Here is a 13,648-nt window from a genome sequence, read left to right on the forward strand (position 1 = left end):
GCCGTCAAGCGACTCTCTACTCTCTCACGAGTGACGCTCGATGAGCGAGGCCGCGGCTCGCTCGACCCTCACAATTGTCGTCTCCCCTATGCCGTGCAGTTCTTCTGTCCACTCTGCGACACGCCTGAACCCGCCGGGGAAGGCGCGGTCGACGAGATCCGCTGTTTCACCGTCGATCACAACTGCACCGGGCTCGGCGATTCCTTCGAGACGGGCGGCGAGGTTGACCTTGGGGCCAAACACATCCCCGTAACGCGAAAACATATTCCCCCAGGCGAGGCCAACGCGCACGTTCGGGAGCGAAGGCTGGCGCTTAATGTTCTCGGCAATCGAGAGTGCGATCCGCACGCCGTCTTCGGGCGTGTCGGCGAGGAACATGACCTCATCACCCACGGTTTTCACAACGCGCCCGCCACCGTCGGAAATGACATCCCGCGTGAGGTTTTCGAAGTCCCTAATCACACCCGCGAGCTCGATCCCATCGATCGACTGGGCAAGGCGCGTGAACTGCACGAGGTCGGCAAAGCCTACGGCGCGCGGGAGGGGAAGCGACTCATCGTCCCAGTCACTCGTCGAGGTACGCAGGATCTCGGCGCCCGCACGCGCGGTATAGGCCGACATCTGTCGTCGAAACACGTGGATGGCCTGGTGCTCGAAGATCTCGATGAACTGCGGGACCGTTTCAAGCATGTGCATGCGTGCTTCGGTGTCACTCATATCGTGGCGCTGCTTCGCATCGTCCACGAGGGCTTCGGTGAGCCACATGGCAAGACGACCCATGTGAAACCCCAGCCCGCGCACGATCGTGACAAACGTATCGTCGCTGAGCGTTCCATCGTTCACGAGCGCGGCGAGGTCGGCGATCGCTTCAGCGTCGTCTTCGGTAAAGGCGGTCGTGTCGAGGGCAACGTTCGAAAAGCCGAGCCCGCGCCAGTAATCGGTACTGAGCTGCCGGTCGACATTGAAATCTTCTTCGAGGTCGCGCCTGGAGTACTCCCGTTCACCGTCGAGAAGGGAGCGCTCAAGGGCACCGATAGCGCCTCGCACGCGCGCGAAGCGTTCGTTGAGGGCATTCGGCATGGCTCCCTCGGCGCTATGCTCGCTCGGCTCCTCGCGATCGTGAACGATGCTCATCTGGTCCTTTCGTCTTATTCGCGCCTTGCCCGCCGGGTGATTCTCCCCCTCCGGGGCGCGCAAGGTGCACGTCGGCGGCGTCGAGGGCGTGGCGGCCTCGCTCCGCATTCTCCACGAGGAGCCTGCCCGTCGGATCAACGTCGAGCGCGTGCGCGTCGTACCGCGCACCTGCCGGTGTGACTACGACAACCCGCGACCCGAGAGTGAGGCAGTTCACAGCATACCGCGTTCGCAGGTCCCGAAAGTCCCTTCCTCCAGAATCCACGAGCGCGAAAATGCGCGCGATGTTTCGCGCGAGCACCTCGCCGAACTCGCGGCGTTCCTCAAGGTCACTGAGCGCGGCGCCGTATCGCGAATCAAGACTCGCGAGCGTCGCCGCTTTCTCAAGCCCCTCGCGTTCTCGTTCGATCGTCCCCGCGAGATTGACTCCGACTCCCGCGAGGAGACGCCCCGCGTCCACGCGCACGAGGATCCCCGCGATCTTCTCCCCCGCCGGCGAAAGGATGTCATTTGGCCATTTAAGACCGGGCAGAGGCGCCCCAGGCGCGACCTCGACACAGGCGTCGAGCACGGCAAGCGCGCTCGCGAGCGGATACCAGCCGCGAAGCTGCGGGGCCGGCAGTGGCCAGGCAACCGTCAACGCGAGCGATTCGCCCGGCCTGTTCTGCCACCGCCTACCTTGACGGCCGTGTCCCGCGCGCTGATCGAGAGTCATGAGCGCAAATGGCGCTTCGAGCGCGTCGTACGGCGGTTCGGCAAGAATGTCGAGGGTTGAGGTGCACGAGTGCACGTATTCAATGCGCAGCGGCTCGCTCACGTACTTTTGCTCCCTCATTTTTCGTGCATGGCGTACACTCACGAGAGCAATTGTGCCAGGCCACGACGGAGCAGGAGTGGGAGTGAACGAGACGCCGAGGCGGTCCACCACCGCCGAGAGACTTGAAGAACTTCGGTCTCGCGAGAATGCGGCCGTCACGGAGGCGGGCGCAAGCGCGATCAAAAAACAGCACGCGCGGGGGAAGAAAACTGCCCGCGAGCGCATCGAAGAACTTCTCGATTCGGGCTCGTTCGTGGAGACCGATCGCTTCGTGCGCCACCAAAGCCATAACTTCGGGCTCGAAAAGAAGCGCATCGACGGTGACGGCATCGTCACGGGTTACGGCACGATCGACGGCCGCCAGGTCTGCGTGTACTCGCAGGATTTCACTGTTCTCGGTGGCTCCCTCGGCGAAGCCCACGGGAAGAAGATTCAAAAAATCCAGGATCTCGCTCTCTCGACCGGGGTACCGATCATCGGCATTCTTGACGGCGGCGGCGCACGCATCCAGGAAGGTGTCGCTTCACTCGCGACCTTTGCGGGAATCTTCCGCCGCAACACTCGCGCCTCGGGCGTCATCCCCCAAGTCTCGCTCATCATGGGGCCGGCAGCGGGGGGTGCGGTGTACTCCCCCGCCTTGACCGACATCATCGTGATGGTCGAAAAGTCCTCCCATATGTTCATCACCGGCCCGGACGTCATCAAGACCGTCACGGGCGAGAACGTGGGCTTCGAGGAGCTCGGCGGCGCCCGCACCCATTCGAGCACCTCTGGCGTCGCGCACTACATGGCTAGCGATGAGTCGGATGCGCTCGACTACGTGCGCGATCTGCTCTCCTATCTCCCCGCGAACACGCTCACAGAAGCTCCCGTCTACCCTGACGAAGCCGACCTTGAGCCGACCCCCGAGGATCGCGCACTTGATCGCCTTATCCCGGATTCCCCGAATCAGCCCTACGACATGCAGAGCGTCATCGAGGCCATCCTCGACGACGAGTTCCTTGAACTCCACGGAAACTTTGCAAAGAACGTCGTGGTGGGTTTCGGTCGCGTCGAAGGCCATAGCGTGGGCATCGTCGCGAATCAGCCCTCGCAGCTCGCGGGCACACTCGATATCGATGCGAGCGAGAAAGCTGCGCGCTTCGTGCGCCTGTGCGACTCCTATAACGTCCCCGTGCTCACGCTCGTAGACGTCCCGGGCTTCCTCCCGGGCACCGATCAGGAGTACGGCGGAATTATTAGGCGTGGCGCAAAGCTTCTGTACGCATACGCGGAGGCAACGGTCCCGCTCGTGACCGTCATCACTCGCAAGGCTTACGGTGGCGCGTACATTGTCATGGGGTCGAAGGAGCTTGGCGCTGACGTCAATCTCGCGTGGCCCACGGCCCAGATCGCCGTGATGGGTGCGCAGGGCGCGGTCAATATTCTTCACCGCAAGGAACTTAAGGCCGCTACCGAAGCGGGCAAGGATGCCGAGGCTCTCCGCGCACAATTCCAAGCGGAGTACGAGGAGACGTTCGCGAATCCCTACGTTGCGGCCGAGCGCGGCCTCCTCGACGGCGTGATTCAGCCGCACGAAACGCGTGAAGCGATCACGCGCGCGCTTCGTGCCCTGCGGACGAAGCGCGACGCACTGCCCACGAAAAAGCACGGGAATATCCCACTGTGAGCACCGAAGAATCGGTCACGGTCCCAACGGCGAGCCCCGCGCACGACGAGCCGAGTAGCCCGAGCGTCGAGCTTGTTTCGGGCCACCTTGCTGATCACGAGATCGCGGCGATCGCGGTCGCCGTCGCGGCGATGAGTGCCATCTCGCGCGAAGAGGCGCATCAGCGCGAAATAGCAGAGCGCGCGGGTCACTCCACATCGGCATGGAACTCTCCCGTGGCCACGCACAGGTCGGCGTATCCCCTGCGGGCAAGCGCGGGACCGAAGTCGTGGATGTTCTCCCAGCGCTAGCGCCCACGGTTAGAGTGGTGCCATGACAACGATGCGTACCCCTAGCCCCACCGACAATCTTGCGAACGGCTTTGTTGAGCGTTCGATCGCCTTGAGTCCCATGACGGCCACGAGTCTCGGCACCCCCGGCCAGGATCACCTCATGGATGACCTCTCCCCCGAAGGCCTCGAGCAAGTGGCGGCCCTGGCCCGCGACACTCTCGCAGGACTCGATTCCGTTGAGCGCGAGCACCCCGGCGACGCCGTCGATCGCGTCACGCGTGCGGCCATGCGCGAGCGCCTCGGTCTCGAACTCGAACACCACGACGCGCTCCTCACGCATGCCTCGGTCAACAACATCGCGTCGCCTGTCCAGGGCATCCGCAGCATTTTCGACATGATGCCGCAGGAAACCGCTGAGGACTGGGCCACCATCAGCGAACGCCTCTCCCGCGTGCCTGAGGCCGTGCACGGTTATGCCGAGTCGCTTCGGTACGCCGCCTCGAAGGGAATTCTCGCGGCGAAGCGCCAGCAGCGCATTGGCGCGGAGCAGTCGCGTTCCTTTACGAAGGCCGACGGTTTCTTCCCCTCTCTCGTGGCAAAGTCTGGCCTCGAGGGCTCGGCCCGCGAGGATTTTGAGCGCCGCGTGGCACTCGCATGCGAGGCATACAACGAACTTGCGGCCGTGTTCGATGACCTTGAGAAGAAAGCCCCCGAGAAAGATGCGGTGGGCCGCGAGGCCTACCAGCTTGGGGCGCGCACGTTCCTCGGCGAAGAGATCGACGTCGAGGAGGCATACGAGTTCGGTGTTGAGGAACTCACCCGATTGATCGACGAGCAAAAGCGCGTCGCCTCGCGCCTCAATGCGCACTATGGCAACGGCGGCGGCGATTCGATCGACGCGGCGATGGCTTCGCTCAATGCCGATGAAGCACTCGTGCTGCACGGTACCGACAGCCTCAAAGCGTGGATGCAAGAGCTTTCCGATGCCGCAATCCGTGACCTTGCGGGCACCCACTTCGACATCCCGGAAGAGCTCACACGCCTCGAATGCATGATCGCCGAGACAGGCGCGGGCGGCATCTACTACACGGGCCCAAGCGAGGACTTCTCACGCCCGGGCCGCATGTGGTGGGACACCCCCGCCGGGGTTGACACGTTCCGCACCTGGAGCGAAACCACGACCGTCTATCACGAGGGTGTTCCCGGCCATCACCTCCAGGTGGGCACGCAGCAGCTTCAGTCGGAGCGTCTCAATCGTTGGCGGGCCTCCTTCATGTGGGTGTCGGGCCACGGCGAGGGCTGGGCTCTCTACGCCGAGCGGCTCATGGAAGAACTCGGCTACCTCAAGACAGACGGGGAAAAGCTCGGCATGCTCATGGAGCAGCGTATGCGCGCGGGCCGTGTCGTTCTCGACATTGGACTCCACAACGAGCTTCCCGTCCCCGAGCGATTCGGTGGCGGAAAGTGGACCTACGAGCGCGGCTGGGACTTCGTGCGCGAACACTGGCGCATGGAGGAGCCCATCCAGCGCTTCGAGTATCATCGCTACCTCGGCTGGGCAGGCCAGGCGCCGAGCTACAAGCTCGGCCAGCGGGTGTGGGAGCAGCTGCGCGATGAGGCTCTCGCACGAGGCACATCGCTGCGAGACTTCCACCGCGAAGCGCTTGAGCTTGGCGGCCTGCCTCTTTCCGTGCTGCGATCCGCTATTTCTGCTCACGGGACCGGCGGGGTCGGGGCATGAGCGGCGGGCTTACCGGGAAAGGTAAAAGGGCCGACGCTTGCCCGGCAACCGTCGGAACCCCGCCGCACGAGCCTCTCCTGCTCCTCGCTTCGCAATCCGCCGGCCGCAAGGCCGTACTTTCACGCGCGGGGATCGAGTTCACGGCGCTGCCCGCGGACGTCGATGAAGATGCCGTTCTTGCCTCCGCACTCGATGCCTCGGGTCAGTTGGCTTTTGAGGACCGCGTGCTGACTCTTGCCCGAGCGAAAGCGGAAGCCTCGTGCGCGGCGAGCGAGGGTGGCTATGTCGTGCTCGGGGGCGATTCCATGCTTGAGTTCGAGGGAGAGCTCGTGGGTAAGCCCCGCACGGCAGAAGCTGCACGCGCACGCTGGCATGCGATGCGCGGGAAGAAAGCACGCCTCCACTCGGGGCATTGGCTCATCGACGATCGCGATCCACTCGACGGTGGGACGGGGGCGACGTTCGGGGAAACCGCGTCGACCGATGTGTACTTTGCCGACGTTTCGGATGCCGAAATCGATGCCTATGTCGAGACTGGCGAGCCGCTCTGGGTTGCCGGTGCCTTCACGATCGACGGCTATGGCGGCCCGTTCATTGAGCGCATCGAGGGCGATCACCACGCGGTCATCGGCCTCTCGCTTCCGCTTCTTCGCCGAATGCTCCGAGAGATCTCCCTCGCGGTCAGCGACCTCTGGCGCCCTGCTCCCATGTCCTAGAACTCCTCCGTCCGCGGGCGGGTATATGCTCGGAAGGTTGCTGAGCACTTCGCCCGACACCTGAGAAGGATCCCGAATGCCAAAGCCTGCACTCCATCGACCGTTCCGCACGGTCCTCATCGCCAACCGCGGTGAGATTGCCGTGCGCATTGCCCGCGCCTGCCGTGACGCCGGGCTCCGATCGATCGCCGTGTACTCCGACTCGGATCGCGATGCCCTCCACACGCGCATCGCGGATGAGGCCTACGCCCTCGGTGGCACGAGCGCCGCGCAAAGCTACCTCGTGATCGACAAGCTTCTCGACATCGCTCAGCGAAGCGGAGCCGAAGCGATCCATCCCGGCTACGGTTTCCTCTCGGAACGCGCTGATTTCGCGCAGGCCGTCATCGATGCGGGCCTCGTGTGGATCGGGCCGAGCCCCGACGCAATCGAAAAGCTCGGCGACAAGGTCTCGGCGCGCCACATCGCGCAAGCCGCGGGTGCACCACTCGTGGCCGGCACGAAGGACCCGGTCAAGGATTCCGGTGAAGTTGTGGCATTTGCGAAGGAGCACGGCCTCCCGATTGCGATCAAGGCCGCTTTCGGTGGCGGTGGTCGCGGCCTCAAAGTCGCGCGCGAGCTCGACGAGGTGCGCGAGCTTTTTGATTCCGCGACCCGCGAAGCGATCGCGTCGTTCGGTCGCGGCGAATGCTTCGTCGAGCGCTATCTCGATTCTCCTCGCCACGTGGAGACTCAATGCCTCGCCGATAGCCACGGCAACGTCCAAGTCGTCTCCACACGCGACTGCTCGCTTCAGCGCCGCCATCAGAAACTCGTCGAGGAGGCGCCCGCACCGTTCTTAAGCGACGAACAGCACGCCCGCCTCGTGGAGTCGTCAAAAGCCATCCTCAAGGAGGCCCGTTACGTCGGCGCGGGCACGTGTGAGTTCCTCGTAGGCCAGGACGGCACCATCTCGTTCCTCGAAGTCAACACGCGCCTCCAGGTGGAGCATCCCGTGACGGAAGAGGTCACGGGCGTGGACCTCGTGCGCGAACAATTCCGCATCGCCGCGGGCGAGGAGATCTCCCCCGTCGATCCCGAGCCCCGCGGGCACTCCTTCGAGTTCCGCATTAACGGCGAAGACCCGGGCCGTGGGTTCCTCCCCTCTCCCGGGCCAGTCAAGGTTTTCGAGCCACCGCTCGGCCCCGGCGTTCGCGTTGATTCGGGGGTGCGCACGGGCGATGCGATCTCGGGGCACTTCGACTCAATGCTCGCAAAACTCATCGTGACGGGGGCGACCCGCGAGGAAGCACTCGAACGCTCGCGTCGTGCACTCGCGGAGTTCCGCATCGAGGGAATCCCCACGGTGATGCCGTTCCACAGGCTCGTGGTGGAGGATCCAGCCTTCGCCCCGCGCCACTCGGATGAGCCCTTCACGGTGCATACGCGCTGGATCGAGACGGAGTTTTCGGGCGACATCGCCCCCGCGCCAGTTCCAAACGCCACGGACGACGTTGAGGATCGTGAGGCGGTCGTCGTCGAGATCGATGGTCGCAAGGTCGAGATTTCGCTTCCCGCCTCGCTCCGCGCGCCTCGCGCACAGACTCCGCAACGCCGTAAACGCCGTGCGACCGCCGCGCGGGGAACGGCTTCCGGTGGTCACGCCGTGAGCGCCCCTATGCAGGGCACGATCGTCAAGATCGCCGTCGAGGAGGGGCAGACTGTCGCCGACGGTGACCTGATTCTCGTGCTCGAGGCCATGAAGATGGAGCAGCCGATCCTCGCGCACCGCAGCGGCATCGTCACGAATCTTGACGCGGAAATCGGCGCGACCGTCTCCGCTGGTGCGGAACTCTGCACGATCGAAGATTAAAGGCAGCGCGCGCGAGTAGGCTTGGTGCATGACTGACCACCAACAGCACTCATCAGATCCGTACCAGCTCGCCAAGGATGCCGCTCACGCGCTCCGTGAAGCATCCGGTATCGACAGCATCGACATTGCGGTCACGCTCGGCTCAGGCTGGTCCGGCGCAGCGGACCTGCTCGGAACCGAGCTCTTTCGCACTCCCGCCGATTCAATCCCGGGATTCCAAAAGCCTTCGGTCAAGGGCCACGTGGGCACCCTGCGTATCATCGAGACGCCCAGTGGCGCTCGTGTGCTCGTGCTGGGCGCCCGCACCCACTACTACGAGGGGCGCGGCGTCAGCGCCACGGTGCACGGCGTGCGCACGGCCGCCGAGTTCGGCGCACGAACCCTTGTGCTCACCAACGGGTGTGGCGGCCTCAACGAACAGTGGAAGCCGGGAAGCCCCGTGCTCATCACCGACCACATCAACTTCACGGGCGACAGCCCGATCACGGGCGCGACGTTCGTGGACCAGACCGACATCTACACTCCGCGCTTGCGCGAGATCGCCAAGAAGGTGGATCCAAGTCTCGACGAGGGCGTGTACATGCAGTTCCGCGGCCCGTTCTACGAAACACCCGCCGAGGTTCATATGGCACGCGTACTTGGTGCAAGCCTCGTGGGCATGTCGACGGTGCTCGAGGCGATGGCCGCACGCGAAGCCGGTCTCGAAGTCCTCGGCTTCTCACTCGTCACAAACCTCGCCGCAGGGATCTCCCCCACCCCGTTGAACCACGAGGAAGTGGTCGAGGCCGGTCGAGCCGCAGCTCCTCGCCTCGCGAAACTCCTCTCCGACACTATTCACACCATCGCCAAGGAGAGTGACCGATGAGCACACTCAACCCGGAGCTTGCACAGCGCGCTCGTGCGTGGATGAGCGACGATCCCGATCAGTCGACCCGCGCCGACCTTGAGCGCCGCCTGACCGCCGCAGAGGCAGGCGACGAGGCTGAACTCACCGAACTCGAAGGCGCTTTTGACGGCACGCTCCAGTTCGGCACCGCGGGCCTCCGCGGCGCGATGGGGCCTGGCCCGAACCGGATGAACGTCGCAGTCGTCTCGCGGGCCGCCGCAGGCATCGGCGCGTATCTTCGCGAGGTCGTCGGCGAGGCACGAGTGGTAATCGGCTACGACGCGCGCTACAACTCCCGCACGTTTGCCGAAACGAGCGCCGCAATTCTCACGGCCGCGGGGCACCATGTGATCCTCATGCCTCACCACTGCCCCACTCCGGTGCTCGCTCACGCGGTACGTGCCAAGAGCGCCGATTGCGGCATCATGGTCACGGCTTCTCACAACCCCGCACGCGACAACGGCTACAAGGTGTACCTCGGTGGCCGCGCCGCGAGCGAAGACGGCAACGGTGTACAGATCGTGCCGCCCGCGGATGCGCAGATCGCCGCGAAGATTGCCGCCGTAGGCGCGGTGCGAGAGATCCCCCTCGCCGAGAGCGGGTGGGAGGTGATGCCCGAGACTTTCGTCGACGACTACATCGACGCGATCCTCCCCATCATCGACCGAGCTAGCACCGCCGATCAGAACACCGTGCGCACTGCCCGCACCGATCTGCGCATCGTGCACACCGCCATGCACGGCGTGGGCAGCGCAACGATGCTTGCGGCGTTTGAGCGCGCGGGATTCACCGACATCCACAGCGTGAAGGAGCAGCAGGAGCCCGATCCTGACTTCCCCACTGTCCCGTTCCCGAATCCTGAGGAAAAGGGCGCGATTGACCTGGCAGCGAAGCTCGCCGAACAGGTCGAAGCCGATCTCGTAATCGCGAACGACCCGGATGCCGATCGCTGCGCCGCCGCGATCTACGACCCGCGCCGCGAGGCATGGCGCATGCTCCACGGCGATGAGCTTGGGCTTCTTCTCGCCACCTACGTTGCGACTCACCGCCAGGTTGACGGGACCTTCGCGAATTCGATCGTGAGTTCGCGCTCCCTCGGAGCGCTCGCCGCGGCTCGCGGTTACGCGAGCACGCAAACCCTCACGGGGTTCAAATGGATCGCACGCGCGAAGAACATCGCGTTCGGCTATGAGGAAGCGATTGGCTACTGCGTGCTTCCCAACGTCGTAAAAGACAAGGACGGCATCTCGGCGGCCCTCGCGATTGCCGAGCTCGCTGCCCTCACGAAGGCGAATGGTTCGAGTCTCGTGGAGCTCCTCGATGAACTCGCGCGTGAACTCGGACTCTACCTCACCTCACAGCTCTCGATTCGCGTCAGCAACCTCGACCTCATCAGCCAGATGATGCACACGCTGCGTACGGCTCCGCCGAGCACGCTCGCGGGCTCGGCTGTCGTCGAAGTGCGCGATCTTGCCGAGGGCTCCCTCGAGACGACCGGCCTTCCGCCCACAAACGGCATGCTCCTGCTCGCCGAGGATGACTCGCGCGTGATCGTGCGCCCCTCCGGAACCGAGCCGAAGCTCAAGGCCTACCTCGAGGTCGTCAGCGAAGTCGAGCAGAACGCGAGTTTTCACGACCTCTCGGCCGCACGCGCTGGCGCGGCCGAGAAGCTCGAGAACATGAAGAAGGAACTCGGCGAGCTCCTCGGACTTTCACACTCCCACTGACAAGTTGTCGTACGGTTGCAACTGCGCAAAAGGACTTCGTCTTTCTGATCCAGCCCTCGTAGTGATCGCTTCTTACAACGAGCGAAGCCACATACAGTTCGAGCAAAAAGTGCGTTAGCACTCCCTTCCGTTTCGCCTCTCGTCGATAGTCACTTGTCGACAGCGCCTGCCCCAACCGAGCCGACGCATTAGGGGTGTTATACTGGAGCCGCTGAGCTTCTCGCGCAGCGCATGACCCCCACTCAAGAGAAGTTAAAATGTGTAGCGTACCAAGCGAATTCGAGGGCCCACCAACAAGCCCCCCCCCCCGCAGATTCTCTGACTCGATCCCCTTCGGATCCTGACGCGCGAGAAAACCAGCCAGCGTCACCAGTTCTAGAAAATCCCGAATCGCTCCTTCAACCGGGTGCTGACGACTCCCGAGACTCCCATAGCAGTGAACAGGAGTCGGATTCGTCAGAGAGTCGGCCGCAAAACCAAACCGCCGCTACCGAAACTCTTGTCGCTCCGAAGCAAGGCACTGACGTCATTTCGGAAGAACATGAACTCCCCGCCGGCACTACGGTTCCTCACCAGGAGGAGCCTGCACCCCCTCAGATCTCCCCAGCCATCCCCGAAGGGCCACCTCTTCCCAACCAGCCACAAGGTCTCGATGAGGAGCTCGTCGCTTTAAAATCAGTCTTCATTGAATACCAACGGCGTAATGAACAACGCCTTGATGCGCTTGCTGGAAAATTCGAGGAGTCCAAGCGGGGCACGCTTCTTGAATTTGTGCGGCCCGCACTGCAGCCCCTCGTCAATCTCCACGCCGAGCTCCTCAAAAGTGCGAAAGACATCGTAGATGACCACGCGCGCGCTCAGGATCTCGAATACTTTGCCGACAGTATCGAGCGCGCTCTCGATCTTTTAGACATCGTTTCCGTCGATGCTCGCGAGGAGGCGCCTTTTGACCGCCGCGAGCACTTCGCTGTGTTAACCAAGCCCACGGATAACCCCGCACAAGACCAAAAAATTGCACGTGTTATCCGGCAAGGTTTCCGGCTCGCCGGACATGAGCGTGTCCTCATTCCGGCGCGAGTAAGCGTATGGAAATACACCGCTCCCATGGTGGCAGCGGAGAGTACTCGCGTAGAGCATAACGTCGAGAACGACGGCGGCAACGACCTCCCAAATACGCAGCAGTAATGGCAACGCCCAACTGCACAACCTCCGACACCCCGGCCTGAAAAGGAAAATCACATGAGCACCAAAGTTTTTGGTATTGATCTTGGCACAACCTACTCGGCTATCGCCTACATTAATGATCAGGATGCTGCGGAGATCGTCAACAACTTCGAGGGCAATGCCACGACACCTTCAGCAATATTCTTTGAGGGGGCTGACAACGTTGTCGTTGGCGACGAAGCAAAGCGCGGCGCTCTCGCCGACCCCGATAACTCCTGCCTTCTCATTAAACGAGAAATGGGCACGGACTATTCGATCGAGTACCAGGGGAACTCCTACAACCCTGAAAGTTTGTCCGCACTTATCCTCCGCGCTCTGGTCGAAGCTGCAAATACCGAACTTGGCGAAGAGATCTCAAAAGCTGTGATCACGGTCCCCGCCTACTTCGGGACACAGGAGCGCGAAGCAACTCGACAGGCAGGCAGCATCGCCGGGTTGGAAGTCGCTGCCATCGTCACCGAACCGGTAGCGGCGGCGCTCTCAATTGGCGTCAGTAGCGAAAAGCCCGAAACTATTATGGTGTACGACCTCGGAGGCGGAACCTTCGACACAACCGTGATGCGTGTGGAACCAGGAAAGGTCGAAGTCGTTGGCGTCGACGGTAACCGTACGCTCGGCGGCGCAGACTGGGATGAGGCAATGATTGGCCTCCTCCTAGAAAAGTTCCAGGAGGCCGCTGGCGAGGCCGCCGACGGTTGCGAGTTCGATGAAGAGTTCATGCTCGATCTTCGCCTGAAAGCCGAAGAAACGAAGAAATCCCTCACGAGACGCCAAGCCCTCAACGTCCGCCTGGCATGGCAGGGACACTCGGAACAAGTTGAAATCACTCGCGAAGCATTCGAGAGCGCCACATCTCACCTTGTCGATCAGACAGTCGAGATCGCTGAACGCACAGTTGCTCAAGCGAAAGAGAAACACCCTGGACTCGAAATCGATCGGGTACTTTTGGTGGGCGGGTCGTCCCGTATGCCCATGATTCCCGAAGCGTTGAAGTCCAAGCTTGGCTGGGATCCTGTCAATACCGACTTTGACCTCGCCGTCGCCAAAGGGGCGGCCATCTACGGACAGGCGAAGGTCGATGAGGTCCTAAGCGACTCCGATGAAGAGCTACCCGATGCCCCGAGTCGGGAAAGGAAGTATTTTCTCGGCGGTGCTAGCTCGCTAAGCGTTTCCAACGTTCTTGCTCGAAGCCTGGGCATCAAGTTCACGGACGAAGATACAAACGAGTCGTATATTAGTTTCTTCGCACATGCGAATGATGCCATTCCGTTTGACCCCGAACCTATCCGCGCCCAATCAATTAGCGAGGGGCAGACTCGCATTAATTTGTCGCTCTACGAACAAGCAGGAGAACAGGAATCGGAAGAGGTTTCGGATAATCGACTTTTGAAAGAAGTCGACCTACCATTTGAGCGCCCGATGCCAAAATACTCTCCGGTCGACATCGTCATTACGATATCCTCCGAAGGTCTTGTTCGTCTGAAAGCAGAGGATCCTGAAAGCGGCAATACCGTCGAACTCGAAGCAACGGTTTCTCAGCTAAGCGAGGCCGAGGTGGACGCTGCAACGAGCCAGGTCTCAGCTTTGAGTCTCCGTAGCTAGCTTTGAAT

General features: G+C 62.5%; 11 protein-coding genes. 9 read left to right on the forward strand and 2 right to left on the reverse strand.

Annotated features, from left to right (window positions below):
• Positions 1–24: 24 nt before the first annotated feature.
• Together D8M36_RS02925 and D8M36_RS02930 are read right to left on the reverse strand one after the other, a co-directional pair.
• On the reverse strand, positions 25–1,134 hold the full coding sequence (locus D8M36_RS02925; RefSeq protein ID WP_126846554.1) for an adenylate/guanylate cyclase domain-containing protein: 1,110 nt from the start codon (positions 1,132–1,134) through the stop codon (positions 25–27).
• Positions 1,094–1,969: a biotin--[acetyl-CoA-carboxylase] ligase gene (locus tag D8M36_RS02930; RefSeq protein ID WP_161970192.1), complete on the reverse strand. Its 876-nt coding sequence runs from the start codon at positions 1,967–1,969 to the stop codon at positions 1,094–1,096. The genes D8M36_RS02925 and D8M36_RS02930 overlap by 41 nt, the downstream gene beginning before the upstream one ends.
• Positions 1,970–2,033: 64 nt before the next feature.
• Here D8M36_RS02930 and D8M36_RS02935 point away from each other — a divergent pair, with 64 nt between their 5' ends.
• The 9 genes from D8M36_RS02935 (at position 2,034) to D8M36_RS02975 (ending at position 13,640) form a co-directional block, all read left to right on the forward strand.
• Positions 2,034–3,620 carry an acyl-CoA carboxylase subunit beta gene (locus tag D8M36_RS02935; RefSeq protein WP_126846557.1) on the forward strand — a complete coding sequence of 529 codons (1,587 nt, stop codon included), beginning with the start codon at positions 2,034–2,036 and terminating at the stop codon, positions 3,618–3,620.
• Positions 3,617–3,910, forward strand: a complete 294-nt coding sequence (locus tag D8M36_RS02940) for an acyl-CoA carboxylase epsilon subunit (RefSeq protein ID WP_126846559.1) — start codon at positions 3,617–3,619, stop codon at positions 3,908–3,910. Before D8M36_RS02935 ends, D8M36_RS02940 begins: the two co-directional genes overlap by 4 nt.
• Before the next feature lie 22 nt (positions 3,911–3,932).
• Positions 3,933–5,633, forward strand: coding sequence for a DUF885 domain-containing protein (locus tag D8M36_RS02945; protein WP_126846561.1), 1,701 nt, complete (start codon positions 3,933–3,935; stop codon positions 5,631–5,633).
• The gene (locus D8M36_RS02950) at positions 5,630–6,349 is read left to right on the forward strand and encodes a Maf family protein (RefSeq protein ID WP_126846563.1); all 720 of its coding nucleotides are present in this window, start codon (positions 5,630–5,632) and stop codon (positions 6,347–6,349) included. The genes D8M36_RS02945 and D8M36_RS02950 overlap by 4 nt, the downstream gene beginning before the upstream one ends.
• A gap of 76 nt (positions 6,350–6,425) precedes the next feature.
• Positions 6,426–8,201, forward strand: coding sequence for an acetyl/propionyl/methylcrotonyl-CoA carboxylase subunit alpha (locus D8M36_RS02955; RefSeq protein ID WP_126846565.1), 1,776 nt, complete (start codon positions 6,426–6,428; stop codon positions 8,199–8,201).
• A 28-nt stretch (positions 8,202–8,229) separates the two neighbouring features.
• Positions 8,230–9,066, forward strand: a complete 837-nt coding sequence (locus D8M36_RS02960) for a purine-nucleoside phosphorylase (RefSeq protein ID WP_126846567.1) — start codon at positions 8,230–8,232, stop codon at positions 9,064–9,066.
• Complete coding sequence (locus D8M36_RS02965; RefSeq protein ID WP_126846569.1) at positions 9,063–10,814, forward strand: phospho-sugar mutase; 1,752 nt, start codon at positions 9,063–9,065, stop codon at positions 10,812–10,814. The genes D8M36_RS02960 and D8M36_RS02965 overlap by 4 nt, the downstream gene beginning before the upstream one ends.
• Positions 10,815–11,045: 231 nt before the next feature.
• Complete coding sequence (gene grpE / locus D8M36_RS02970) at positions 11,046–11,999, forward strand: nucleotide exchange factor GrpE (protein WP_126846571.1); 954 nt, start codon at positions 11,046–11,048, stop codon at positions 11,997–11,999.
• A gap of 54 nt (positions 12,000–12,053) precedes the next feature.
• Positions 12,054–13,640 carry an Hsp70 family protein gene (locus D8M36_RS02975; protein ID WP_074299081.1) on the forward strand — a complete coding sequence of 529 codons (1,587 nt, stop codon included), beginning with the start codon at positions 12,054–12,056 and terminating at the stop codon, positions 13,638–13,640.
• Positions 13,641–13,648 lie beyond the last annotated feature (8 nt).

The sequence above is a fragment of the Dermabacter sp. HSID17554 genome, assembly GCF_003989295.1.
Taxonomy (GTDB): domain Bacteria; phylum Actinomycetota; class Actinomycetes; order Actinomycetales; family Dermabacteraceae; genus Dermabacter; species Dermabacter vaginalis.

Bases quoted from the DNA above. Each gene is read 5' to 3' on its own strand.
- D8M36_RS02925 (WP_126846554.1), bottom strand. From the start codon at position 1,134: ATGAGCATCGTTCACGATCGCGAGGAGCCGAGCGAGCATAGCGCCGAG.
- D8M36_RS02930 (WP_161970192.1), bottom strand. From the start codon at position 1,969: ATGAGGGAGCAAAAGTACGTGAGCGAGCCGCTGCGCATTGAATACGTG.
- D8M36_RS02945 (WP_126846561.1), top strand. From the start codon at position 3,933: ATGACAACGATGCGTACCCCTAGCCCCACCGACAATCTTGCGAACGGC.
- D8M36_RS02950 (WP_126846563.1), top strand. From the start codon at position 5,630: ATGAGCGGCGGGCTTACCGGGAAAGGTAAAAGGGCCGACGCTTGCCCG.
- D8M36_RS02955 (WP_126846565.1), top strand. From the start codon at position 6,426: ATGCCAAAGCCTGCACTCCATCGACCGTTCCGCACGGTCCTCATCGCC.
- D8M36_RS02960 (WP_126846567.1), top strand. From the start codon at position 8,230: ATGACTGACCACCAACAGCACTCATCAGATCCGTACCAGCTCGCCAAG.
- D8M36_RS02965 (WP_126846569.1), top strand. From the start codon at position 9,063: ATGAGCACACTCAACCCGGAGCTTGCACAGCGCGCTCGTGCGTGGATG.
- grpE (WP_126846571.1), top strand. From the start codon at position 11,046: ATGACCCCCACTCAAGAGAAGTTAAAATGTGTAGCGTACCAAGCGAAT.
- D8M36_RS02975 (WP_074299081.1), top strand. From the start codon at position 12,054: ATGAGCACCAAAGTTTTTGGTATTGATCTTGGCACAACCTACTCGGCT.